The following is a 24,860-nucleotide window of genomic DNA, read 5'->3' as shown; positions in this document are numbered from 1 at the left end:
GCAAAAGCGTTGACTTCCAGTGTCGTCAAATCCCATGGTTTTCCTACAGTCCACGGCCTTCGATGCCTTAGCCTGTCAGCCACGCTGCCAGAGGGCACGTGACCTGGAATTCGTCTCCACCGTTCTGAGAAGACCTGATGCAAAACTTCACTCTCGACTCCAGCATGACAGCTGCCATCGGCGGGGCCTTCTACCCGACAGGCCATTCGTTCATCATGTTTCCGGATGCCGGCGATGCGCGCGCGGTAGGCCAGAAGTTGGAAGAAAACGGCGTACCTACCGATGCGGTGTACCTGCTACCACCGGAAATCGTCTTGTCGCAGATCACGCCGACCACCAGTGATGCCGATAACCCTCTGCCTTCCGCTGGCACCGAGGGCGCGGTGGTACGGGCCTATACCAAGCTGGCGCGGGAAGGCCACACAGCATTGATGGTCAAGACCGAGGACGAGGATGATGCCGAACGCGTCATGGAAGTCGTTCGCACGGTGCCATATTCGATCGCCCAACGCTATCGCATGTTGGTCATCGAAGATCTCTGAGCATCTTCCTATGCATGCGCGGTGCGCGGTGCGCGGCGCCCGCCGCGCATCTCACATCTCAGGAAGCGGCATGCTTGAGCACGCGGCGCGCCATCGATTGGGCCAGCTCGTGTTCCCCCAGGAAGACGGTCACTGACGCATCCTCCGACAGCAGCCGTGCCTCCTCTTCGTTGTGGCTGCGGATCACCGTCTGGATCGAGGGATTCAAGAGACGCGCACTCTCGATCATCTGCTGGACATGCAGGGTGTCGGGTGTCGCGATCACCAGGACCTGCGCTTTCGCGATGTGAGCCTGGATGAGCACCGCGGGCTCGGCCGCATCGCCCCACACCGCCGCCGTTCCGCCCTCGCGGAGTCTCTCGACGAGTTCGCGGTTCTGCTCGGCGACGACGAACGGAATCTCATGGGCTTTCAACTCGGCGGCGATACGGCGCCCCACTCTTCCATAGCCGACCAGCACCACCTGGCGCGACAGGTATCTGGCTTCGGTCGACATCGGCAGTTCGGCCAGCGGATCGTCACGCAGTTCGAGTGCGCGCGCGAAGGCGAAGCGCCGGTGGAGCCATCTCTGCAAGGGTCCGATCATGCTGAACCACAGCGGATTGGTCGCGATCGAAATCAATGCGCCGGCCAGCACGAGACTCTGCGCCTCGCTAGGTAGCAACCCGAGCGACATGCCCAGGGCGATCAGGATGAACGAGAACTCGCCGATCTGCGCCAGGCTGGCACTGACCGTCAATGCCGTGCGCAGCGGATAACGGAACATCAGCACGAGCATACCGGCCGCGATGGACTTGCCGACGATGATCACCAACACGACGGCCAGCACCTGCAAGGGTCGCTCCAGCAGGACTGCGGGATCGAACAGCATGCCCACCGAAACGAAGAACAACACCGCGAAGGCATCGCGCAATGGCAGCGATTCCTCGGCCGCCCGATGACTGAACTCGGACTCGCGCATCACCATGCCGGCGAAGAACGCACCCAGCGCGAAAGACACGCCGAACAGCGCGGCCGATGCGAATGCGATGCTCACCGCCGCAGCCACCACGCACAGCGTGAACAGCTCGCGCGAACCGGTGCGCGTGACCTGCCACAGCACCCACGGGAACACGCGTCGACCGACCACCAGCATCAGGACGATGAAGCCGCTCACCTGCAGCATCGTGAAGCCCAGTGTCTGCCAGATGGCCAGGGAATCCCCGCCATTGCCGCGACCTCCCAGCACGCCGGCCAATGGTGGCAGCAACACCAGGACCAGCACCATTGCGAGATCCTCGACGATCAGCCAGCCGACCGCGATGCGCCCGATGTAGCTGTCCAGCAGACCGAGGCTCTCCAGGGCGCGCAGCAGTACCACCGTGCTGGCGACCGACAGTGCCAGACCGAACACCAGTGCCGCTCCCAGGTGCCAGCCCCACCAGGTTGCCAGGGCGCCGCCCAGCAGCGTCGCCACGCCGATCTGCACCAGGGCACCAGGCACCGCGATCTTGCGTACCGCCATCAGATCGTCCAGCGAGAAATGGAGCCCGACGCCGAACATCAGGAGCATCACGCCGATCTCGGCGAGCTGAGCTGCGATCTCCATGTCGGCCACGAAGCCGGGCGTGAAGGGCCCGAGGATCACGCCCGCGAGCAGATAGCCGACCAGTGCCGGCAGTCGGAGGCGGACCGCGAGAAAACCCAGAATGAGCGCCAGTCCGAGTCCCGCGGCGATGGTGTTGATCAGTGAAACGCTATGGGGCATCCTTGTCCAATGGCAGAAAGGGTGCGCGGACCGCGCAGGATCAGTGTGACCGTCCGACTGTAGCTTCCACATCCTGCATGACCGCGACAGGCATGAAAAAACCCGCCGAAGCGGGTCTTTCAAGAATCCTCGGAGACTCTGACCGGGTGGCGGACCCGCACTCGTCTGTCGAGTCGTGTCTTCGCCCCGGCTTTCAGACCTCGCCTCAATGCATGTGCAGACCACCATTGACCGAGAAGTCCGCGCCGGTCGAATAGCCGCCTTCGTCGGTGGCCAGCCACGAGATGATCGATGCGATTTCGCTGGGCTCTCCCAGGCGCTTGACCGGAATGGTCGCCACGATCTTGTCGAGCACTTCCTGTCGGATCGCCTTGACCATGTCGGTGCCGATGTAGCCCGGGCTCACCGTGTTGACGGTCACGCCCTTGGCGGCGAGTTCCTGGGCCAGTGCCATCGTGAAACCATGCATGCCGGCCTTGGCGGCCGAATAGTTGGTCTGCCCGGCCTGACCCTTGGCGCCATTGACGGAACTGATGTTGATGATGCGGCCCCAGCCTTTCTCCACCATGTCGCCGACCACCTGCTTGGTGACGTTGAACATGCTGTTGAGATTGGTCTCGATCACCGCGCTCCAGTCTTCCGGCGACATCTTGAGGAACATGCGGTCACGCGTGATGCCGGCATTGTTGACCAGGACGTCGATGCTGCCATGCTCGGACTTGGCCTGGTTGAAGGCTTCGACGGTGGACGCCCAGTCACCCACATTGCCGACGGAAGCATGGAATTCGAATCCTAGATCGCGTTGTTCGGCCAACCATTTCGCGAAATCGCGGGTCGGCCCACAGCCGGCGATGACGCGAAAACCATCCTTGTGCAGGCGTTGGCAGATGGCGGTTCCAATACCACCCATGCCACCGGTGACGTAAGCGACCTTTTTATTCATGACGATTCCTTGATTTGTACTTGTCTCTTTGGAGACAAGATCACTGTAACTAAAGTTCCGATGCCGACAGGTGCAGGAAAACACTGAGCCAGTGCCGAATCATCCTTTGCCGGCCTGCCGTGAATGTCCAGCTTCGACGGCTTCGACGGCCGCCACGAAACCACCCGGACTCCATCGCGGGATCGATTGAGGAGCCCAGGCCAGGGGTGCGTCTCAGCGTTCGATCGTGAGAGCCACACCCATGCCGCCGCCGATGCACAGCGAAGCGATGCCCTTCTTGGCGTCGCGACGCTGCATCTCGTGCAGCAGCGTCACCAGGATCCGGCAGCCCGAGGCGCCGATCGGATGGCCGATGGCGATGGCACCGCCGTTGACGTTCACCTTGCTGGTGTCCCAGCCCATTTCGCGATTCACCGCGCAGGCCTGGGCCGCGAAGGCTTCGTTGATCTCCAGCAGGTCCAGGTCCGCCGCCTTCCAGCCCGCGCGTTGCAGGGCTTTCTGCGAAGCTGGAACCGGTCCCATGCCCATGATCTTCGGATCGAGGCCCGCAGTGGCGTAGCTGGCGATGCGCCCGAGCGGCGTGAGTCCCAGCGCCGCGGCTTTCTTGGCCGTCATCACGACCACCGCGGCCGCGCCATCGTTCAGCCCGGACGCGTTGCCGGCCGTCACGCCACCCGCCTTGTCGAACGCCGGACGCAGACCGGCGAGGCCTTCGGCATTGGTCTTGCGATTGATGAATTCGTCCTTGTCGAAGACGACCGGATCGCCCTTCTTCTGCGGGATGTTGACGCTGACGATCTCGTCACGGAACCGGCCTGCGTCCTGCGCCGCCGCCGCCTTGGTCTGACTTCCCAGGGCAAGCTCGTCCTGCATGGAACGGCTGATGTCGTATTCCTTGGCGACATTCTCGGCCGTGATGCCCATGTGGTACTGGTTGTAGACGTCCCACAGCCCGTCCACGATCATGGTGTCGACGAGTTTCCAGTCGCCCATGCGTTGTCCGTTGCGCGAGTTGGGCAGCACGTGGGGCGCCAGGCTCATGTTTTCCTGGCCGCCAGCGATGACGATCTCGCTGTCGCCGGTCGCCACGGCCTGGGCCGCCAACATGACCGCTTTCAGACCAGAGCCGCACACCGCGTTGATGGTGAGGCCCGGCGTCTCGCGGGCGATGCCGCTCTTGAGGAGCGACTGGCGCGCGGGGTTCTGTCCGGCGCCGGCAGCCAGCACCTGACCCATGATCACCTCGCCGATCTGATCATTGCCAAGACGCGCTCGTGCCAGCACTTCCTTGATCACCAGCGCGCCGAGTTCGGTTGCGGGGATGCCGGCGAGTGATCCGCCGAACTTGCCGACGGCGGTCCGTGCAGCCGAAACGATGACGATGTCTTCCATGAATGTTCTCCGTTCTTCCAGTTTGAATATTTCTCGATGAGGATTTTGGGGCCGTCAGGCACGAGCCTTGACATAGCGGCCCGGGGCAGGTTCGCTCGCCTTGTAGGCGCGGTCCCTACCGTAATTCCTGGGTGCTGGAATCTGTTTGCCGGCATGTGTCTTGAGCCATTGCGACCAGTCGGTCCACCAGCTGCCGCGCTGTTCGCTGGCCCCGTCCAGCCATTCGGCCGAAGTGGCGGGAAGCTTGCCGTCTTCGCGAATCCAGTGGCTTCGCTTGTTCTGCGCCGGCGGATTGATGACACCGGCGATGTGGCCCGATGCACCCATGACGAATCGCTTCTTGCCGCGCAATACCTGGGTCGATGCATAGGCACCGCCAACAGGCACGATGTGATCCTCGCGCGATCCATAGATATAGGTCGGGACATCGATGCTCCCCAGGTCCACGGGCTCCCCACAGACCGTGACCGCCCCGGGCTCGATCAACTTGTTCTCGAGATACGTGTTGCGCAGATACCAGGTGTAGAACGGGCCTGGTAGATTCGTCGCGTCGCCGTTCCAGTAGAGCAGGTCGAAGGCCGGCGGCTTTTCACCCTTGAGATAGTTGCCGACGACGTAATTCCAGACCAGGTCATTGGGCCGCAGGAAACTGAAGGTCGAACCGAGTTCCTTGCCGGCGAGCATGCCGCCCTGCCCCATCTGCATCTCGCGATACTTGACCATCGTTTCGTCGATGAAGATGTCGAGGACGCCGGTGTCGGTGAAGTCGAGCAGCGTCGTGAGCAACGTCAGCGAAGCAACCGGCTTTTCGCCGCGCGCGGCTAGCACGGCCAGCGCGGTGCTCAGGATCGTGCCGCCGACGCAGAAACCCAGCGCATTGATCTTGTCGTCGCGGTTGCCCTGGGTGGCGATGTCCTGGACCACGTGGATCGCCTTGATGGCGGCATCCTCGATGTAGTCGTCCCAGGTCCGGTCGCGCATCGACTCGTCCGGATTGCGCCAGCTCACCACGAAGACGCGATGACCCTGCTCGACCGCATACCGGATCAGCGAGTTTTCCGGCTGGAGATCGAGGATATAGAACTTGTTGATGCAGGGGGGCACCAGAAGGAAGGGCCGCTCGTAGACCTTCGCCGTGAGTGGCTTGTATTCGAGCAACTGGAAGATCTCGTTCTCGAAGACGACGGCGCCCTCACTGGTGGCGACATTGCGCCCGACTTCGAAGGCGCTCTCGTCGGTCATGCTCAGATGACCCTGCTGGATGTCGTGCAGGAGGTTCTGCATGCCCTTGGCAATGCTCTGGCCTTGTGTCTCCAGGGCTTTCTTCTGTGCATCGGCATTGAAAGCCAGCGAATTGCTCGGCGAAGTGGCGGCGAGCCATTGCTCGACCGCGAAACGCAATCGTGCCTTGGTCTTCGCATCCGCCTCCACCGAGTCGGCCATGCCCATCAGCGTGCGCGCGTTCAGCAGATAGACGGCCGCAGTGAATGCCGACAGCGGGTTGCCGGTCCACGCCTCGGCGGAGAAGCGACGATCGCCAGCCGGTTTTGCTGCCAAGCCCTGATGCCACAGTTCCGTGGCTTCGGCGATGTATCGACGCTGGATCTCCTGCATCCGTTCGGGTGGCAGGGAGAATTTGGGCAAGGCCGACATCCCCTCCACGGATTTGCCGAAGTCCGCCATGGGCATGGAAACCGGTGCCCCGCTCGCGCCGTTGGCACCGATCGATTGAAAGGACTCCATGGCCTGTTGCCATCCGCGCGCCAATGCCTGCTGGAAAGTTCCAAAGGCATCCGCCGGTGCCGATTGCTGTTTCATGATGTCTCCTGAGTCCTCATCCAATTAACCCTGCTTCTCAAAGAAAGTATCCTGCATTCACATGCCGCCCACAACGCGGCATTCCCCAGCTTGGTAATTATTTGGGCACACTCCATTGCTATGCATATCGTCGTGATCGCCTGGCTGTACGTGGCCCTGATGATGGCCGTGGCTGAGGGCACCCACACGACCGGAACGGTCATCGGTGCCATATTCACCTTTCTACTCTATGGCGTCGCACCGGTGGCCTTGGTGGTTTACCTGATGAACGCCCCGGCGCGTCGCAGACGGATCAAGGAGCGTGAGGCGGCCGAACAGGAGGACGCCCGCATCGCCGATCACATCTCGAGCGCCGCCTCAAGGGGCAATCCAGATGCAGGCGGCAAATCTTCCACTGACGCCGTCGCGCCGGTGCGAAAAGAAACGTAACGGATTGCTTGCCGTACACCAGGCAGGGCTGCTGTCGTTGCCGTGGATGCTCTCTACGCCAGCCATATGCAGGCGTCTTCTGGCGAGTCGCGCCAGATCGGCCCACCATTTCCCGGTCGTCCCAGTGGTGCGAAAGCAGTCCGAGAGTGAGACATCTTGGGATTCGAAGGCATCCTTGACGTCGTCACCCACCTCGAACGCCTGTGCGCCGATGCATGGGCCCAGCCAGACCATCGGCGGCGAGGCGTGTTCGATCGCCAGGCGATTCAGCGCCTCTTCGAGCACTCCCGCAGCCAGTCCCCGCCATCCGGCATGCGCCGCCGCCACACGCGTGCCACATCGGGTCGCGAAGAGGATCGGAAGGCAATCTGCCACCATGGTCGTGCAGGCGACACCAGGCCGAGAGGCGATGGAGAAATCGGCACGCAGTCCGTCGGACGTGTTTTCATCGATCGACAGTCCCTGCACGCCATGCACCTGCTCCAGGAAGACCGGCCGACAACCGAGCACGTCTTGCAACATGGACCGGTTGGTCATGACCGTTTCCCGGCAATCGCCGACATGGCTTCCCAGGTTGAGTCCTTGATAAGGCGGCAGCGACATCCCGCCAGCCCGCGTCGTGCAGACGGCACGCACGCCGGGCGGCGCCGGCCAGTCGGGCACGAGCCAGTCGACCGGCATGACCGAGGCCGCCATTGATCAGCCCTCCGCGTCAGGGCACAGGGCAGGATGAGCCGCCTGGACGGCCTCGAGCTGCATGGCAGTCTCATAGGCCGTCATCGTGCGTGGCAGTCCTGACAGATCGCAATCGAAGCGCTGCGCATTGAAGATCTGTGGCACCAGGCAGCAATCGGCCATCGTGGGACTGTCGCCGTAGCAATAACGTGTTGGCGGCCGTCGCGCCAACTGACGTTCGAACGCCTGGAGACCCTCGCGCACCCAATGCCGGTACCAGACTGTCTTGGCGGCATCGTCCAATTTGAGTTCGCGGACCAGGTATCTGAGGACACGCAAGTTGTTCACGGGATGCACGTCGCAGGCGATCATTTGGGCCAGGGCACGAACATGAGCGCGCCCGGTCGCATCGGGCGGAAGCAAGGGAGGCTCGGGATGTGTTTCATCGAGGTACTCGATGATGGCCATCGATTGCGAAAGCTGCTCCCATCCGCCGCTGGACGCATCCTCGCTCTCGACCTCCAGGACAGGCACCAGCATGTCGGTCGAAATCGACGTGAACGGTGCCTGCAGATGCTCGCCACGCACCAGGTGGACCGGCAGATACTCATATGCCAAGCCCTTGAGCCCGAGGGCGATGCGGACTCGATAGGAAGCGGAAGAGCGGAAGTAGTTGTGCAGCTTCATCATGCGGCCAAAGCATAGCGGCGGCTTGCAATGAGAGCCGTACCGGATTTCCCTCGTCCGAGGCGGCATCGAAGATCGCGCCGCCACTCTGGCACACTGACCAGCGAACACAGAACCCTTCTGCACCAGGCCCCTCAACCCCCTGAATCAAGGATCAAAAAATGGCTTCCGACTACGTCTTCTCCCCACCTGCAACGGTCTCGATTCCCGTACTTGGTCAAAACGTCCGATTCCCGGTCAGGCGGATCTATTGTGTGGGACGCAATTACGAAGATCATGCGAAGGAAATGGGGTTCTCGGGACGTGAAGCGCCCTTCTTCTTCATGAAGCCCAATGACTCGATCGTCGTGATGGACAACGACCGCCCTGGAACCATCGACTACCCGACACTGACGCAAAATCTCCATCACGAAATCGAGTTGGTCGCCGCCATCGGAACCGGGGGTCGAGACATCACCGCGGCTGATGCCCACAAACATATCTTCGGTTATGCCGTCGGACTCGACATGACGCGTCGCGATCTCCAGGCCGACATGAAGAAGCAAGGCCGCCCATGGGACATCGCGAAAGGCTTCGACCAGAGCGCGCCCATCGGTCCGATCGTTCCCACGGCCCAGGCGGGTGACATCGAAAACGCGGACATCGCCCTAAAGGTCAACGGCATCCCGCGCCAGGCCAGCAGCGTCGCGAAACTGATCTGGACCATTGCCGAGACGATCGAACACCTCTCGAAAGCCTGGGAACTCCAACCTGGCGACCTCATATTCACCGGCACGCCCGAAGGCGTAGCGGCCGTCGTGAAAGGCGATGTCCTCGAAGGAACGGTTGCAGGACTACCGACGCTGACCGTCAAGATCGTCTGATTCATGATCGTTCCAGACTCCAGTCATGCAAAAGGCCGGAACATCAAGCACTGCCGAAACTGCGGCACCTCCGTGGTATATCGGGTGCCTGATGATGGCGACACGCGCGAGCGCGCCGTCTGCCCAGCGTGTCAGACCATCCACTACGAAAATCCTCTCAATGTAGTGGGAACGATCCCAACGCTCGATGACCGTGTCCTTCTATGCAAACGCAACATCGAACCTCGACGAGGCAAATGGACGCTGCCCGCCGGCTTCATGGAGCTCAACGAAACCGTCTCCCAGGGCGCAGCGCGTGAAACCGATGAGGAGGCAGGTGCCCACTACCGAATGCTGGGCTTGTTCGCCGTGATGAGCGTGGTCCATGTAGGACAGGTGCATTTCTTCTACCGCGCTCAATTGCTTGACGACGTCTTCGACCCGGGTCATGAAACCATCGAAGCCAAACTATTCACCGAAGCAGAGATACCGTGGGACGAAATAGCATTCCGTACCGTCTCTCACGCCCTCAGGCTCTATTTCGAGGACTTCAGGTCAGGCGCCTTTGAGCGTGTTCACACGCTCGACATCAACTGAAAACCTCGAAAGACACCGAAATACACATTCTCGTCATCAAAGTTCCATGCAAAAACGACGGATTCTCTTGCTTGCAGCGGCCTTTCAAATCTCATGGACATCGGCATTCGACGCCCGTGCAGAAGTCATCGGCGAAGTCGATACAGCGTTCAAATGGATCGGCCCCGATCACAAGATCATTGTCGAGGCCTACGACGACCCGAAGATCAAAGGCGTCACCTGCTTTGTCTCCCGCGCAAAGACCGGCGGCGTCAGTGGCGCACTTGGAATCGCGGAAGACAAGGCCGAGGCGTCGATCGCGTGCCGCCAGATTGCGCCCCTGGCATTCACAGAACCCATAAAAAAACGCGAAGAAGTATTCAATGAACGCTTGTCGATCATGTTCAAACGGTTGCGCGTCGTCCGCATCGTCGACGTGAAAAGAAATACGCTCATCTATCTGTCCTATTCCGATCGCCTGATTGAGGGTTCGCCGCAAAACAGCATCTCCGCCGTTCCAGTGGACGCCAACACGGAAATCCAGATTTCAACGAAGTAGACGCCTTGACTATGGCGTGAAGTCTTTACTTTTCAAGCACGCTCGCAGAATAGCGAAATCAACGCCCTCTGAAAAATATTTTTTTAATGATGCCGCCCCACCCAACACCAAAAATATTCTCGACGCTAATCATCGCCATCCAAATTGTGGGTTGTGCAAATGTTTCCCCTACTGATCAGCTCCCAAAACCTCCTGCGCAGATTTCAAGACCTGCTCCACAAGTGCAGTTCGTGATACCCGCCGACGGAGCTGTCATCACACGCTACAACCGGGAACGCAGTAAAGGCATCGACATCGCAGGCGTGAGAGGAGCAGCGATCGTGGCAGCTGCAGATGGGCAGGTGGTATACGCCGGTGATCAGCTCAGAGGATATGGTCGAATGATCATCCTAAAGCACGACGCGACGTACCTGACCGCGTATGCCCACAATCAAGCGATCTTGGTGTCGGAGAAAGATATGGTTCAGCAAGGACAAAAGATCGCCGAAATGGGTGACACTGATTCGGATCAGGTCAAGCTTCATTTTGAACTCCGAAAAAACGGAGTTGCTGTCGATCCAGAACCCTATCTAAATCAGGCACTCCGAAAAACTGGTCAACCTTGACTATGGATCACATTGATTGACCGTACGAGGGTACAACTCAGACCCGGATTGACTTGCAAGTCCCAACCTTGCTCTGGCTGCAACCCTAGCAAGTCGCGAAGCCGAAACAACGCCGCGTCAGCTGCTGGAGCAGTCGCCCGCCTGCGAAGAGCTTGCAATCCTGGAACCATCGTCTTCAACCATGGCCGCGATACCTTCGACCCCATGTAGAAAAACAACTCCAAGGCCAAATCGAACTCGTCGGCCTTGAGAACCACTGGCCTTCCCGCGACAAAAACAAGACCAGAATCAAGGCAAAAGCGATAATTACCCCACTCCAGCGACGCATCCGACACAACCATACCCTGCTTCTGTAAAAAGCCTCGCAACGTCCGGCAGAGTTGCGCGAACGATAGGGAGCCTGGCAACAACATATCATGGCCCCTGAAACCTGGGATGGCACCACCTGTTCGTATTGGCACAGAATGCACCACTGGAATTTCATCACCGATCGCTGCGCGCAAACGATCGCCTGACTCCACACTGCTTTCAGCACCCTGCGCAGTACTCGAAGAATGCTCAAGAAAGATCAGAGACATTTGATTGGCACGATCGCCGATCTCGAAAAATTCATCGAGACCCAAGAAAATCAACGGGGTACACCCTAAAAGTCGCAATGCGCGTCGGCCATATTCGCGGATGCGTGGTGTTGGCGCAATGATGGCAACACGAGGCCTCAAAGGTGTAGAGATTGAAGACAGACCCATCATGAGTCCAAGCGTCGGCAATGACTGACCATTCCGCGGCATGCCATAGACCGGGGCACGGCGCGTCGGCTAGCTTCGGAAAAATAATCCTCTTTGAGCAATTTCATAATTTATTTAGACATCCTCAAAGCTTCAAACGTCGAGATGCACTCCGAAGAGATGCGACCGCATGCCGAATTGAACAGCAACAAACCTTTTGAACGATAAAGCAGACTGCCAGCATCATCTAACGCAGAGTGATACAACATCATGTTTCATTAACATATGTTCAGATTGCACATCGAAGTCTAATTTCTGCCCCAAGTTTTTTTATGCCTATCAGAATAATCTTCTTTTTAAAACTCTACTACTATCAAACGTGACTCGATGAACTTTGATCAAGTAACTTTGCCAACAGATTCCTTAAAGAGCCAGGATCCAGCGGCTTATGCATAAGTTTCATGTTGACAAACCCGTCAAGCATGAGACTGGTATCGCCAGTGATCACGATTCCTGGAATATTTTCGTCCTTAAATATTTCTCTCACTGCAGATATTGCCTCAGTACCCCACTCACCCTCGCCCAGCTGATTGTCAGCAATAATCAATCCAGGCTTTTCGAACGACCTGAGTGCGCCGCGCAAGGCTGAAATGCTTTCCCCACTGACCGTCTCATAACCCCAATGTTTTAAAAGGGCGATCAATGCTTCTCTTGCAAAAAAATCGTCATCAACAACAGCAATGCGACGTAATCTTGCAGACGGAACACTGGCCGGCGACGCGCGGGGTTTTTCAACAAGCATTCTTTTTTTTGCCAACGGCACATTAAGCTCAAATACAGAACCAACGCCCATCGTCGATGCGACGTAGATGTCGAATCCCTGCACTACTGCTGCACGATGAACAATAGCCAGACCCAACCCTGCTCCTTCATTGTCCGCGACAGAATGGTCAAGCCGTACATAAGGCTTGAAAATATCGTCTAGACGCGATTGAGGAATTCCAGCCCCAGTGTCACGCACACTGATTACCACATTCACTTCTTGCACATTGCATTCAACCACCACACGCCCGGCATGCGTATACTTGATTGCGTTAGATACAAGATTAAGAAGCATCCTCCTCAATAAGCTTGCATCTGCGAGCACCCAAACATCTTTCGAGCACTGAATATCAAGCTGCAGACCTTTCTTTTCTGCGAGAGGCTCTTGACTCACTTTGAGTTGTTGCAAAACACTCTCTAACGATATTGACTCTAGATTCTTAGTATCTGCTTCGTGTTCCAATGCACTCAAATCCATCATTTCGAGAAGCATTTGAGCGATCAGGTCGGCAAGGCGTCTAAGCTTTGAAATATTCGAACAGATCACTTCTTTTTCATCATTCTCGCTGGCATGAGCGAGAATGAGTCTTAGCGCATGAACGGGTTGCCTGAGATCATGGCTAGTGACCGCCAATAGCTGGACGCGGGCCCGGTCGGCCACAACAAGTTCACGATTCTTGTGTTCAAGCTCCTTAATGGCGACGGCTTTTTCAGCAGCAAAAAAAAATAATTTTGAATTATTTCTGTAATGCACAACACTTAAAAATAAGTTTGCAAACAAAGCACCCAAAAGGAAATTCGACACCGGCAACTCGAAAACACCAGGCCTGATCTGCCAGATCATGACAAATGGCATCAATGCGGCAAATATCAGGATCAATAAAGCGGGAAGAATTGCAGAAACATACAGAATTGCCCCGGTTGTCACAAGAAGCACAAAACAAGTCAGTAAAAGCTGACGTGTAGGAGCAAGTATAGGCAACGCAATGACTGCCAAGCTACCCAAAATAATGCCATGGGTAAAAGCGGAACAAAACACAAAACGTCGCCATTGCGTTACCCGCTCTGCATCGGTACGATTGGCGTCATCATGATATAAATATGTTGCTACCGTTCGAATCGAAGTGTAAAGAAGATAGATGCCGATCCATGCGGTCGCCGTAGAACGAGGGATACCTGGATATATAATGTACGCGCAAACAACTACAAAAAACACATAAACTGGCAAAACGCATTGCCTGCACCCATCACAGATATCAGCTCAAGATTTCGAGTCTCTTCTTCTCTATTACTTCTTTTTCTGCGTGAGATCAGACCATTTAGCTGCAGCATTACTAATTCTGTCTATCTGACAGCCTTTTTATTCTGGTCGACAACAGGATTCACTTCAAATAAGATAAGCCACTTCTGCACTGGGGAAACACAAATTTTTTCCTAAAAATCATAGATCTTGGGATTTCAAATGCATTTTCATCGGCTTCCATCGTTGAATTTATAGCCAAAGATCAAAAAAGTAGAATTTTGATAAATCGAAAATTAGTTGACACATATTCACGAAGTGACCCTTCCGCTGCCCTGAAAATGGCATTCAAATATTTCAAGCAATTAAATCCCATGCTTCAGCAATCAACAACTCGTATAATGCCCTTCCTGGAAACAAAGATATTGCAAATTTGGTCAAGTGCAACTTTTGTACAATCAAATTATGCATAGCCAACGCATTTATATACGTAATCCGTTTTTCGCAAACTGACGATTCTAAAGCTTGCGTGCTAAAAATATTAAGTCCGCAGGTTACTTATCCGCATCTCACAGTTCGCTTACTGCCATTTAATGCATGAAATGAAGATCTTTTTTTACCAAGACACTTTTAAAACTTTCTTTGCGCCCGACCGCGTTGGGACTGACTTAACATCCTATCCATCTTCAATATTGATCAAATTTGTCGTTGAAACTTCCCGATCCATCTGGCATACGCAGGTCAAGCTGTCTACCGTCAACCAACATCCAGAGAAATGCGTTCGTAACTCAAATTCTCTTCTTCTTGCATTTCAATGCAAATTAAAATACTGCCTGCGATTTCTTCGCAATCGCAACCACTGGCCCTTTTACAACTATCTTTGCGCAAGTCGTTTAACATTTGACGCTGATCGCTGATCGCTGATCGCTGATCGCTGATCGCTGATCGCTGATCGCTGATCAATTTCATGCGAAAAAGATGATGCATCAAGATCGGACAAAACGCAGTGGCCATAGTCGTATATTTTTATAGCCGCGCTCCTGGGATCTAAAACTTCGTCATTGACCACACTCCAAATGATCTTGTTACAGCCGCTGGTGTTTTTAAGGCCGATGGATCAAGCAATGAATAATGCATAACCAGGATGAATGGAAAGTCTCCTACTGATTGAGAAAATTGAGTGCAAGTTTAGCTCCGCAAGCAGCTTTGTGAGTTCGCTGCTAAAAAATTACTTGCTAAATGTCGGCTTAACAGCATTATAGTTAAAATGACCGAATTCAGCATGCCAAAAACATAGCAATGGCGATTTATTTTTACCCGAATTCTGAAAAGAGAATAATGCTCTCGCCCAGCATTCGTAACCAGCAAATCGCACTTCGCTCTACCTACTTAATATAAGTATTAAACGTTTGTTTTGTCATTTTTGCATCTTTTCAAGTCTCATCTTATCAATTCCATGTTAAGCAATCCTCACGGTTCTCTACCTTGCATGAATTCGAAAACATATTAAAAATTTAAAGCATGTTTGAAAAAAAATTTTCAATAATGGGCTCGGCAAACATCTTAAATTAATCGATACCTAAATTTTCAGCTTCACAAACGACACGCAAGACTTTAAGATCGTTACAGCCAGAATTCTTGCACTTCATGTAACCATCTGGTTAAAAGACGGCATGCGTTATGCGGCGAGTCGACGCGACAGACATTCCTTGCAATTTTCATAGCCTATGGCAGCAAGTGATTTCGTGGACTTGTATTTTATTTGCCAATAGGAAGTGCAGGCTTACAACCATATAGAGCTTGAGATGACGCAGCTGAGCAGAAGACGTATCGGATGGCTAGCCAGGATGGTACGCCACGCGTGTGCATCTTTCGAAAACCCGAAGTCGGGAAGCGGCGATGCGCAAAATGAGATCGCTAGTCAATACGGCATGCGCTCGCAAATTAACTCGACAGAGCAACCCACGTGCAATACAAACTTTTCAGCGTTGATCGTCGATGACAAAGATGAGAGCTGGTTTGTATTTAAAAGCTTAATTCCTGATTGTGTTAATGCGCGCAGGTCGATTAGCGGAACATCAGCCATTGACGCGCTTGTCACTCGAAGGCCCGACTTCATCTTGATTGACTTTGAGATGCCGGCATTGGACGGACTGGACGCACTGAATGTGTTAGGCGAAATCCGTCGGCTTCAAGCCGCCGCAGACGAAGCTCGAAGCATAATATATGCTCATACGTACACTAATAATTCAGAAATCACAGCGCTGATTCGCGAGGTTGGATTCGATGGCATCCTGAGCAAGCCCCTATGTCAAGATGAGCTAAACGATGTTCTAAAGATGGTAGCTTCTGGAATATATTCCTCCAATACTGATACAGATTTCTGGATTGATCAAAGCTTCTTAGAGCAATTTCCCTCTTTCATAGAATCTCGGTTATCTCTGATAGACCAGATGGGGCACGCGGTTCAAAAAAAAGATATATCGGCATTGAAGCGCGCAGCTCATACCCTGGCTGGCAGCCCGGCCTTACATGGTTTCAATGGTGGAATTGCTTTATGCAGAAGGATTAACCAAATTAAGAGGATCGAAGAAGCCGTCGATATAAAAGAGCAATTGGCGGCATTACGAAGCTTTTTCATTTCTCCGACTATTCGCTAAAGCCCTACTCTCTGGAGATATTGAATTGATCGTTCAACCACATTTTCTTAAAGAGCAGAAAAATATTTTTGACATAAAATTTACTAAGCATGACCTGCTAAATAATTTCATATTATCTATTCAGGTTTCCATATTTATTTTCCGGAGTCTTATCGGAGTAGGAAGAAGCACTACGCTGCAGCCTGTAGCCCTGCCCGTAGACAGTTCGCAGATGTACGTCTCTTGTTCCTTCCAGTTGAAGCTTGTTTCGCAGCCGGTAAATATGAATGTCTAATGATCGTGTAATAGATTCGCTACTGTAGCCGGCAGCTGCGAGCAGATGACCCCGCGACACGGGTCGATCTATGTTTCTAAACAGCGTCAAAGCGAATTTAAATTCTTTTTCTGTTAAACGAACTTCTTCACTTTTCCCGCCCACTTCCGCTCGATATTTAACGATATTGGTCGCGCTGTCGAAGTCCCACTTTCCGAACCTTGAACCAGGGCCATTGCGACTCTTCAATGTTCTTTCGAATAAGCGCGCGATCCGGGCTCGCAATTCAAGCGGCCTAAAAGGTTTGAAGATGTAGTCGTCGGCTCCCAGACCCAAAGCTGCAGCAACATCTCTTTCCGCTGCACGCGCGCTCAACATGATTACTGGTGTGTTGTCATTTCGCTCAGTTCGAAGCCAGTGCAGCAGATCAAAGCCATCAAGGTCCGGCATCATCCAGTCTAATACCAATACATCGAATGTTTCAGTCCGTAAGGCTCGGCGCAATGCTTCACCACTAGCAAAGGAACTACATATCGTTTCACTTTCCACAGATAAGAAAGGGGCTTTCAGAGCAGCAATGAGCTGCTTGATCTGTGCTTCGTCGTCGTCGAGAAGGGCTATTCGCATGCAATTTCTACCAGATAAGCGTATTGCTAATAGACACCAGCATGGTGAAGCTGATGGCTATGGCTAAGTACTCGATTCTTTCATTGCCGCGCTTCACCATGAAGATCTGAAACTGAACATTTGTTAACCATAAATTTTATGCCAGTCAAGAAAAGTTAATGAATTGATAAATATATTCACATATGTTGGACCTTTCGCGCTCCATAAAGTGTACTTTTTACTTATTTTATCGCGATCAAATGTATCAGTGGTAACCAGATGATTATCCACAGTACACATTGGTCCTGCTAATCGCAACGCGTGTCAGCAGATGAATTTTGCAGATTTAGGAGGAATGCACATAGGTGTGCGCAAAGACGCAGTCTTGGTGAGTCCGTCGCTGGCGGTAACCAGTTGCCACATGGTTCAACGGTGGCAACAGACATCCTGCTGCTCTACGAGATATGCTCTGAATAAGCAAACTTTTTAATTGAAATGCCGCCCGATATTTAATTACAACGTTTTTTATCGTCGACGGAGCAAAAATTTCCACAAATATAAATTTCTTCATGTTATTTGCATTTATAATCAACGGTTTTCTTTTTTATCGTCAATGAATTTGACTAGAAACTTTTTTAATCCGTAATTTCCGAACTTTATTTGCACGAAGGTCGATCTTTTTATTTGATAGAATTTCTGATTACCATAATGCGCCTTCATTGATCAAAATGGGCGACTTGATGAAGACTGAAGTCTGCAGATATTATCGCCGCCTATCCAGCAATCAACTCAGCCACGACGCAGCTACTCGATCTTCACATCAATGTTTTATTTCCCTAACATGTAGCATTGACGGTTTACTTTAAGGTGTACGAGATATTCATAGTTATTCGTTGGATCTTTGTCTTCAATAGATCGAAATTATTGATTTTCGATAGACCAGATGGCGTCAGAGAAGCAAATAGATTGCGAATTGTCAGAATTCCTAGATTTTTTAAGTTGACAAGCCGCGGTTGCGTGTGACATATCACATCGTTCATAAAACCGAGGTTCCTTAGGAGTTCAATGTTGACGATAATTATATTTATACACTTGTAATCTTTGCGCTATCGGTCTTTTGATCATTTTTGATTAATGATGTTGATCCGAAGTATTGGGATGCGCCGTCAGATCGCAATCACATGCTACTGATCGAAAATTGCCAACCAAAAAAAAATCCGCGTCGTGATGACGCGGATTCTGTGAAGACTGCAGCCCTAAAACTATCGAACTCTATCTTGCATTCCTGTGTGTCTTGCTCTTCACGTCGTGAGGCACAAAAACTTTTCCATCGCCTGATGAGCTCCGGCCGGCGTGTGTATCGAATGGAGTTGAGTGCGATTGCTGCCGGCTGTTGTAAGGCATCGGTCGGGCTCGCTGCTCATGATCAGGCTTGGAAATAGATCGAGCCCGGTCATAAGCTCGCTCGTCGCGGTTCAGCTGAAGACCACCGGCATGATTAACTAACCGTGGTGCCTTGACTGCGTGATGAGGAACTGCTCTTGCGTTACGTTCATTGAAGCCGCTAGCGCCTGCATAATTGCTGCCAGATCCGCCATAGCCCATGGCATTGCCGCGATGAGTAGCGCCGGCTGGTGCTCCGGTATGCTTGCGATCCCTTGCAGGGCCATCGCGATTGCGACCGCCGAAATCATTCATGGGGCGGGATTGCTGAATCCGCTGCTGTGGTTCAAGCCCAGGAATGACTTCCGCTTTAAATTGCTGGCGACTGTAGCCTTCAATATCAAAAATCTTACGACGATCACGGAACTCAGCGAAAGTCACAGCAATTCCATCGCGCCCTGCCCGGCCGGTTCTCCCGATGCGATGTGTGTAATCTTCAGCTTTCATGGGCAAGCCAAAATTGAAGACGTGAGTAATGGTCGGCACGTCGATACCTCGAGCAGCCACATCAGTCGCCACCAGGATCTGCACATGCCCTTGACGCAAAGCCATTAAACGACGATTTCGAAGACCTTGACTTAATGCACCGTGAAGTGCTACTGCGCTGAAGCCGTCTTGTTGCAAGTCATTCGCAAGGCCATCGCACTCGACCTGCGTACTCGCAAATACGATAGCTTGATTAATCGTCGTATCACGGAGCCAATGATCAAGCAGCTTTCGCTTGTGCGATACGTTGTCGGCCCAAAAAAGAATCTGCTTGATATTGGCATGTTTCTCTTGAGGAGAGTCGATCTGAATCTTCTGCGGCTGACGCATGACTCGTACGGCAAGCTGCTGGATACGAGGTGCAAAGGTTGCACTGAACATCATTGTCTGACGTCTTTCGATCGTAAGCTGATTGACCTCGGCGAGATCGTCTGAGAACCCCAAGTCGAGCATGCGATCCGCTTCGTCGACAACCAAAAACTGGACTTGATCAAGCTTGATCTGCATCGAGCGTTGCAGGTCCAACAGGCGCCCTGGCGTTGCCACGACCAAATTGGCATTCTGCAATTTGGCAATTTGCAGCTGATATGGCATTCCACCAACTACACTCGCAACACGCAATCCGCGGCAGTGGCGGACGAGGTCGATCGCATCATGTGCGACTTGCTGAGCAAGCTCTCGAGTCGGACACAGGATCAGGGCGCCTGGGGTAGCCGCCTTAAAGTTGCGAGAATTTGTGGGATCTTTGCGCTTGGCTTTTTTGGGCGGAGCTTCACCGCGTTGTGCGGCTTCTTCGCTGAGTCGTTGGAACTCCGCCTTTGCTGCAGCCTCGGCTTCGGCTTCCTGCATCAGCAATGTATGAAGCACCGGAAGCAAGAAGGCTGCGGTCTTGCCACTTCCTGTCTGACTCGACACCATCAAATCGACGAGGCGAGCCTCACTGTCTGCAGAGCGAGTCAGTGCCAACGGGATGACTTTTTCCTGAACTGCGGTTGGCTCACTGTAGCCAAGATCCACAATGGCAGCGATGAGCTCTGGAGCCAGTCCCAGACGAGTAAATGCGTTCACTCGAGCCGGTTCGATTTCCGGTTGCGAAGCGAAAGTGGCAGCGAAGCCTTCGTCGGCGGAGGCAGTCGCTGTTGTGGGCTCGGACTCGCGAACGTCCTCCGAGGCAAGAACGAAGGTATCGGAGGTTTGCACAGGCGCGAATTCGCCCTGCGCTTGAAAAGCGTCGGTCATGATTCAATCTCATACGCGAGCATCGCCGTCAGCGACGCTCCGTTGGGTGGTGAAAACATCAACCATCCAACGACATCCAGTGAAGCGCCACAGGTGCCTGGATCAGGTCCAGGCAGGCTACTTCAACTGCGGCCCGTCAGTCGGGCTCGTGTGCAAGATAGGGAGATGCAAGAAACGCTGCCGTTCTGCAGCGTAGCCCATGATTATGGCACATACCAGGGGTTTTACCTAATCCTCGAGTCGTAAAAATGTTGCTTTGTAATGCAGAAGTTCATCGATCGACTCATGAACATCGGCCAGCGCCGTATGGGCCTGCTTTTTCTTGAACGCAGCGTAGGCAGCTGGCTTCCAGCGCTTTGCCAGCTCCTTCAACGTGCTGACGTCGAGGTTGCGGTAGTGAAAATACGCCTCGAAAGCGGCCATGTACTTGACGAGGAACCGTCGGTCCTGGCCGATGGTGTTGCCGCACATCGGCGAGCCCTGTTTGGGAATGTACTGTGTGATGAAGGCCAGTAATTCGCGCTCGGCGGTCGCCTCGCTGACCGTCGAGGCCTTGACCCGGTCGATGAGACCGCTACGGCCATGGGTTCCCTTGTTCCAGCTGTCCATCGCGTCCAGCACGCTGTCACTCTGATGGATGGCAATGACAGGGCCATCGATCCGCGTTGTAAGGTCCGGGCTGGTGATCACGACCGCGATCTCGATCAGGCGGTCTCTCTCAGGATCGAGACCCGTCATCTCGCAGTCGAGCCAGACCAAGTTCTGATCGCTTTTTTTCAACGTGGATGCCGTGGTGGCGGAAGTGGAGTCGAGTGAATCAGGCATCGGCCAATTGTCACCTATGCCACGGCCTGAGCTGCGCCTTAGTCGGCCCAGACTAAACTGCGAGCCTATGTCAGACTCGATCAAATTCACCTATGCATTCGCCGCCGCCCTGGCGATCGGGCTGGTTGTCAGATTCTGGCTCGGGTCGCGGCAGGTTCGGCATGTGGCAAAAAACCGCACGGCCGTGCCTGCGCTCTTCTCCAAGACGCTGAGCTTGGCAGCCCATCAAAAGGCGGCCGACTACACGTTTGCCAAGGTCCGTTTCGGCTTGGCAGAAGCCACTTGGTCTGGGATGGTCGTAGTGGGTTGGACACTCTGTGGCGGCCTGGATCTGCTCAACAGGCGATTGCTTGATTCACTGGGCGGCGGTATGGCACATCAGCTTGCGCTAGTCACTGCGTTCGTTGCAATCACTAGCTTGGCTGAACTGCCATTCAGCTTGTGGCGAAGCTTCCGGTTGGAACAAAAATTTGGATTCAATACGATGACGTGGTCTCTGTGGCTGACTGACGCAGTCAAGGGCATGCTGGTTGCGTCTGTCGTCGGCGTTCCTGTCGCGGCGCTCGTTCTCTGGATCATGGCGTCGGCAGGACCACTGTGGTGGCTGTGGGCCTGGGGTGCATGGACGAGCCTGAACATTCTGTTGCTGCTGTTCTACCCAACGTTCATAGCGCCACTGTTTAATAAATTTTCGTCATTGGATGATGTTGCCCTGACAGAGCGCGTCACAGCATTAATGCAAAAATGCGGCTTCAAGTCCAAGGGCTTGTTTGTCATGGACGGCAGCCGTCGAAGTGCCCATGCCAATGCTTACTTCACAGGTTTTGGTGCTGGTAAACGCGTCGTTTTTTACGACACCTTGCTGCAGAGACTCACCGCAGCTGAAGTGGAAGCTGTCTTGGCGCATGAGCTGGGCCATTTCAAGCATCGCCATATCATCAAGCGCGTAGCCCTGCTTTTTATGGCGAGTCTCGCCGGATTTGCATCATTGGGGTGGCTAGCAAATCAGTCCTGGATGTACACGGGTCTGGGTGTCCGGCCTAATTTAGAAGCATCTAATGATGCGATGGCCTTGTTGCTGTTCATGATCGCCGTCCCGGTCTTCGGATTCTTCATCTCGCCGTTGTCGGCGATTCTGTCACGTCACGATGAGTTCGAAGCCGACGCTTATGCCGTTGCACAGAGTAGCGGTGCTGATCTGTCGACCGCTTTGCTGAAGCTGTACTACGACAATGCGTCGACCATGACACCCGATCCTATCTACACCGCTTTCTATTATTCGCATCCGCCGGCGTCTGAGCGCCTCGCCCGATTGAACGGTTCCACTGCCGCCATGGCCTGAAAGGATTTTTGACGTCATGACAGACAGCATGCTTTCAACAAAAAACTGGAAACTCGAGAAGCGGCGTGCATTGAGCGCGACCGAGATCGTCGCGGGTCTAGCCCAAGTGCAAGGCTGGCGGTTGGCCGGTGATGACGACAACATCGCCATCGAGAAAAAGTTCCAGTTTGCCAATTACTTCGAGACCATCGCGTTTGTGAACGCACTGGCAATGATTGCGCATCGGCTCGACCATCATCCTGATCTCTACGTCAAATACGATTGCTGTGTAGTGAAGTTAAACACACACGATGTCGGTGGAATATCAAGGACCGACCTCGAATGCGCAACTCTGGTCGATGCCTTGCTGAGCAAGGTCCCATGACTCTTGCTTGGAACCGTTGCTTTGGCTAAACGTACCAACGTTCTGGATGCTAAGGCGTCGCTGTTGAATGAGGGACTTGTCGTTGCAGGACACGGCAGGCACTGCATGGTCGAGCTGTTCGATGGAGAGCGGATTATCTGCCATCCCAGGGGAAAGAAGAACCAAGCCGTCGTAGGGGATCGAGTGCTGTGGCAGAAGAGCGAAGATGAAGGCACTATCGAGCGGGTCGTCACGCGACGCAATCTTTTCTATCGACAGGACGAAATCCGTACCAAATCATTCGCCGCGAACCTTGATCAGGTACTCATCCTGATTGCAGCCGAGCCAGAATTTTCAGAACATCAACTTGCGCGCGCGCTGATCGCTGCTCGAGCCGAGAAAATTGACACTGTCATCGCCTTGAACAAGCGTGATCTGCGGACGCCATTCGAACGCGCATGGAACCGGCTCGGGCCCTACCGTGGCATGAACCACGACGTGCAAGATTTATCGCTGACTTCGCCTAGCACTCAAGACCATGCAAGACTGATGAGAATTCTTGCGGGCAAGACGACATTGGTTCTTGGGCCCTCTGGAGCCGGAAAAAGCACTCTGATCAACTTGCTTGTGCCGGGTGCGAGTGCATTGACGAATGAAATATCCCAGGCGCTCAATTCCGGAAAACATACGACGACCAGCACGACATGGTATTGGGTCGACGAAGCACGCAAGACCAGTGTCATCGACTCGCCGGGCTTTCAGGAATTCGGGCTGCACCACATCGAACCGATGCAATTAGCCGGATTGATGCCCGACATCGCGGAGCACGCCGGGCATTGCAGGTTCTATAACTGCACGCATTTGCACGAACCAGGTTGTGGCGTCATCGCCAATGTCCAGACTGCTGCTCATCCTGAACATCCGATCAGCGCCACTCGGTATCGTATCTATGGAGAACTCTTTGCAGAATTGAGTCAAACGCGAACTTATTGAAAACGCCGATGGATGCCCGCAGTGGCGGTGCGCTCCGGCACTGGGTCAGCCTAGCAGTCTCGCAAGCGTCAACAACGCCAACAGGACCATCCACATGACAACAGATCGCCATACCAAGCCCACGACGCTGCGCAAATGCGTGAGATCGGGTTCCCGACCTGGTGTACTGCCACCCCGAGCAATCGCCAAGTTCGATGTCGCCTCGCCTGCCTGAGCGTGTGGCAACGGAGCGGCGATGGGGCCCGGCATCAGCACACCACCTCCCAAACGGACATTCACCGCGCCTGATGTCGCAGCCAAGATGACGCCATCGTTGGAATTGGGAAAGCGTCGAGCATCATTGCGCCAGCAATCGATCGCGTCCTCGAAGCTGCCCACGACTGCGAAGCCAAGTGCAGTGATGCGTGCAGGTAGCCAGTCGGTCGCGATCCACGCCTTCTCGGCGAAATTCAGCACGCCGCCGCTCGATGGTTGAAGAGCAGCGCCCTCCTTGTGCGTCCAATATCGGGAAACGAATTCGCTCATCCGATAGAACACGGCCCCAGTGGGGCCAAGGCCCAAAGCGGCAAGGATCGAAAACCATGCGAGCACACCAAAGACATGTCGATGCGCAGCGACAACGGAATGTTCAATGACATGGCGGACGATTTCACTTCGGGGCAAATTGGCGACGCTGATCTGTCGCCAATGTGCGAGTAGTGACCGCGCCAGTGGTTCGTCTCCATCTTCCAACGCATCCCGAATACCCGTGAAATGATGGCTGAACTGCCGAAAGCCGAGCGTCACGTAGAGAACAGCGATACTCCACAATACAGCAAAAGGCAGTCCAAGCGTGATGGCCAGCAGCCAATGCACGCCGAGCACCAGGATCGTTGGTGCCAATACTGCGATGGCCCAGACGATCCATCCATGATGCGGTTTGCCAGCGTCGAAATTGCGACTGGCCCAACGCGTCCAAACCAACACACTGTTATAGACGGCATTGGGTGATGGAAGCGGGCGGGCCTGCTCGATGAGCAAGGCGCACAGGATGGCGAAGAAACTCATGGTCGAATGATAGCGATCACT

General features: G+C 54.2%; 23 protein-coding genes. 10 read left to right on the top strand and 13 right to left on the bottom strand.

From position 1 onward, the window contains the following. The first annotated feature begins 137 nt into the window (after positions 1–137). On the top strand, positions 138–542 hold the full coding sequence (locus tag AC1MLT_RS01445; RefSeq protein ID WP_481033517.1) for a hypothetical protein: 405 nt from the start codon (positions 138–140) through the stop codon (positions 540–542). A 58-nt stretch (positions 543–600) separates the two neighbouring features. On the opposite strand, the gene AC1MLT_RS01440 is transcribed toward AC1MLT_RS01445, so the two are convergent. The 4 genes from AC1MLT_RS01440 to phaC form a co-directional block, all read right to left on the bottom strand. Then, positions 601–2,289 carry a cation:proton antiporter domain-containing protein gene (locus AC1MLT_RS01440; protein ID WP_481033516.1) on the bottom strand — a complete coding sequence of 563 codons (1,689 nt, stop codon included), beginning with the start codon at positions 2,287–2,289 and terminating at the stop codon, positions 601–603. A gap of 205 nt (positions 2,290–2,494) precedes the next feature. Continuing rightward, complete coding sequence (gene phbB, locus AC1MLT_RS01435) at positions 2,495–3,232, bottom strand: acetoacetyl-CoA reductase (RefSeq protein WP_481033515.1); 738 nt, start codon at positions 3,230–3,232, stop codon at positions 2,495–2,497. 213 nt (positions 3,233–3,445) lie between these two features. Next, positions 3,446–4,624 carry an acetyl-CoA C-acetyltransferase gene (locus AC1MLT_RS01430; protein WP_481033514.1) on the bottom strand — a complete coding sequence of 393 codons (1,179 nt, stop codon included), beginning with the start codon at positions 4,622–4,624 and terminating at the stop codon, positions 3,446–3,448. 54 nt (positions 4,625–4,678) lie between these two features. Beyond that, positions 4,679–6,442 carry a class I poly(R)-hydroxyalkanoic acid synthase gene (phaC, locus tag AC1MLT_RS01425; protein ID WP_481033513.1) on the bottom strand — a complete coding sequence of 588 codons (1,764 nt, stop codon included), beginning with the start codon at positions 6,440–6,442 and terminating at the stop codon, positions 4,679–4,681. A 120-nt stretch (positions 6,443–6,562) separates the two neighbouring features. Here phaC and AC1MLT_RS01420 point away from each other — a divergent pair, with 120 nt between their 5' ends. Further along, positions 6,563–6,871, top strand: a complete 309-nt coding sequence (locus tag AC1MLT_RS01420; RefSeq protein WP_481033512.1) for a hypothetical protein — start codon at positions 6,563–6,565, stop codon at positions 6,869–6,871. Here AC1MLT_RS01420 and pgeF read toward each other — a convergent pair. Together pgeF and maiA are read right to left on the bottom strand one after the other, a co-directional pair. Next, the gene (gene pgeF, locus AC1MLT_RS01415) at positions 6,800–7,567 is read right to left on the bottom strand and encodes a peptidoglycan editing factor PgeF (RefSeq protein WP_481033511.1); all 768 of its coding nucleotides are present in this window, start codon (positions 7,565–7,567) and stop codon (positions 6,800–6,802) included. The genes AC1MLT_RS01420 and pgeF overlap by 72 nt on opposite strands. A gap of 3 nt (positions 7,568–7,570) precedes the next feature. After that, positions 7,571–8,233 carry a maleylacetoacetate isomerase gene (maiA, locus tag AC1MLT_RS01410; protein WP_481035077.1) on the bottom strand — a complete coding sequence of 221 codons (663 nt, stop codon included), beginning with the start codon at positions 8,231–8,233 and terminating at the stop codon, positions 7,571–7,573. Between the two features lie 161 nt (positions 8,234–8,394). Between maiA and AC1MLT_RS01405 the strand changes: the two genes are divergently transcribed. The 4 genes from AC1MLT_RS01405 (at position 8,395) to AC1MLT_RS01390 (ending at position 10,815) form a co-directional block, all read left to right on the top strand. After that, positions 8,395–9,096 carry a fumarylacetoacetate hydrolase family protein gene (locus tag AC1MLT_RS01405; protein ID WP_481033510.1) on the top strand — a complete coding sequence of 234 codons (702 nt, stop codon included), beginning with the start codon at positions 8,395–8,397 and terminating at the stop codon, positions 9,094–9,096. Between the two features lie 3 nt (positions 9,097–9,099). Then, positions 9,100–9,672 carry an NUDIX hydrolase gene (locus AC1MLT_RS01400; protein WP_481033509.1) on the top strand — a complete coding sequence of 191 codons (573 nt, stop codon included), beginning with the start codon at positions 9,100–9,102 and terminating at the stop codon, positions 9,670–9,672. 46 nt (positions 9,673–9,718) lie between these two features. Beyond that, positions 9,719–10,210, top strand: a complete 492-nt coding sequence (locus tag AC1MLT_RS01395) for a CreA family protein (protein ID WP_481033508.1) — start codon at positions 9,719–9,721, stop codon at positions 10,208–10,210. An 86-nt stretch (positions 10,211–10,296) separates the two neighbouring features. Further along, positions 10,297–10,815, top strand: a complete 519-nt coding sequence (locus AC1MLT_RS01390; RefSeq protein ID WP_481033507.1) for a peptidoglycan DD-metalloendopeptidase family protein — start codon at positions 10,297–10,299, stop codon at positions 10,813–10,815. Here the strand turns inward: AC1MLT_RS01390 and AC1MLT_RS01385 are convergent. The 3 genes from AC1MLT_RS01385 to AC1MLT_RS01375 form a co-directional block, all read right to left on the bottom strand. Continuing rightward, positions 10,806–11,564 (bottom strand): hypothetical protein, encoded by a 759-nt coding sequence (locus AC1MLT_RS01385; RefSeq protein ID WP_481033506.1) that lies wholly within the window; start codon positions 11,562–11,564, stop codon positions 10,806–10,808. The two genes, AC1MLT_RS01390 and AC1MLT_RS01385, sit on opposite strands and share 10 nt — an antisense overlap. A gap of 349 nt (positions 11,565–11,913) precedes the next feature. Beyond that, complete coding sequence (locus tag AC1MLT_RS01380; protein ID WP_481033505.1) at positions 11,914–13,590, bottom strand: ATP-binding response regulator; 1,677 nt, start codon at positions 13,588–13,590, stop codon at positions 11,914–11,916. Positions 13,591–14,358: 768 nt separating this feature from the next. Then, positions 14,359–14,571, bottom strand: a complete 213-nt coding sequence (locus AC1MLT_RS01375) for a hypothetical protein (protein WP_481033504.1) — start codon at positions 14,569–14,571, stop codon at positions 14,359–14,361. An 836-nt stretch (positions 14,572–15,407) separates the two neighbouring features. Between AC1MLT_RS01375 and AC1MLT_RS01370 the strand changes: the two genes are divergently transcribed. Next, positions 15,408–16,262 carry a response regulator gene (locus AC1MLT_RS01370; protein ID WP_481033503.1) on the top strand — a complete coding sequence of 285 codons (855 nt, stop codon included), beginning with the start codon at positions 15,408–15,410 and terminating at the stop codon, positions 16,260–16,262. Positions 16,263–16,374: 112 nt separating this feature from the next. Here AC1MLT_RS01370 and AC1MLT_RS01365 read toward each other — a convergent pair whose 3' ends face one another. The 3 genes from AC1MLT_RS01365 to orn all read right to left on the bottom strand — a co-directional run bounded on the left by AC1MLT_RS01365 (position 16,375) and on the right by orn (position 21,114). After that, on the bottom strand, positions 16,375–17,142 hold the full coding sequence (locus tag AC1MLT_RS01365) for a response regulator transcription factor (RefSeq protein WP_481033502.1): 768 nt from the start codon (positions 17,140–17,142) through the stop codon (positions 16,375–16,377). Positions 17,143–18,393: 1,251 nt separating this feature from the next. After that, positions 18,394–20,289 (bottom strand): DEAD/DEAH box helicase, encoded by a 1,896-nt coding sequence (locus AC1MLT_RS01360; RefSeq protein WP_481033501.1) that lies wholly within the window; start codon positions 20,287–20,289, stop codon positions 18,394–18,396. Positions 20,290–20,517: 228 nt separating this feature from the next. Continuing rightward, complete coding sequence (gene orn, locus AC1MLT_RS01355; protein WP_481033500.1) at positions 20,518–21,114, bottom strand: oligoribonuclease; 597 nt, start codon at positions 21,112–21,114, stop codon at positions 20,518–20,520. A gap of 67 nt (positions 21,115–21,181) precedes the next feature. On the opposite strand from orn, the gene AC1MLT_RS01350 reads away from it, so the two are divergent. From AC1MLT_RS01350 to rsgA, 3 genes are all read left to right on the top strand, one after another. Then, a complete protein-coding gene (locus AC1MLT_RS01350; protein WP_349508192.1) occupies positions 21,182–22,456 on the top strand; it encodes a M48 family metallopeptidase in 1,275 nt (424 codons plus the stop codon). Between the two features lie 16 nt (positions 22,457–22,472). After that, complete coding sequence (locus AC1MLT_RS01345; protein ID WP_349508193.1) at positions 22,473–22,820, top strand: 4a-hydroxytetrahydrobiopterin dehydratase; 348 nt, start codon at positions 22,473–22,475, stop codon at positions 22,818–22,820. 105 nt (positions 22,821–22,925) lie between these two features. Then, positions 22,926–23,792 (top strand): ribosome small subunit-dependent GTPase A, encoded by an 867-nt coding sequence (rsgA, locus tag AC1MLT_RS01340; protein ID WP_481035076.1) that lies wholly within the window; start codon positions 22,926–22,928, stop codon positions 23,790–23,792. Positions 23,793–23,837: 45 nt separating this feature from the next. On the opposite strand, the gene AC1MLT_RS01335 is transcribed toward rsgA, so the two are convergent. Next, positions 23,838–24,839: a CobD/CbiB family protein gene (locus AC1MLT_RS01335; protein ID WP_481033499.1), complete on the bottom strand. Its 1,002-nt coding sequence runs from the start codon at positions 24,837–24,839 to the stop codon at positions 23,838–23,840. Positions 24,840–24,860 lie beyond the last annotated feature (21 nt).

Source organism: Variovorax sp. PEI5, assembly GCF_056679935.1.
Note: the sequence above shows the minus strand (reverse complement) of the source record. Positions and strands in the feature narration are given on the sequence as shown.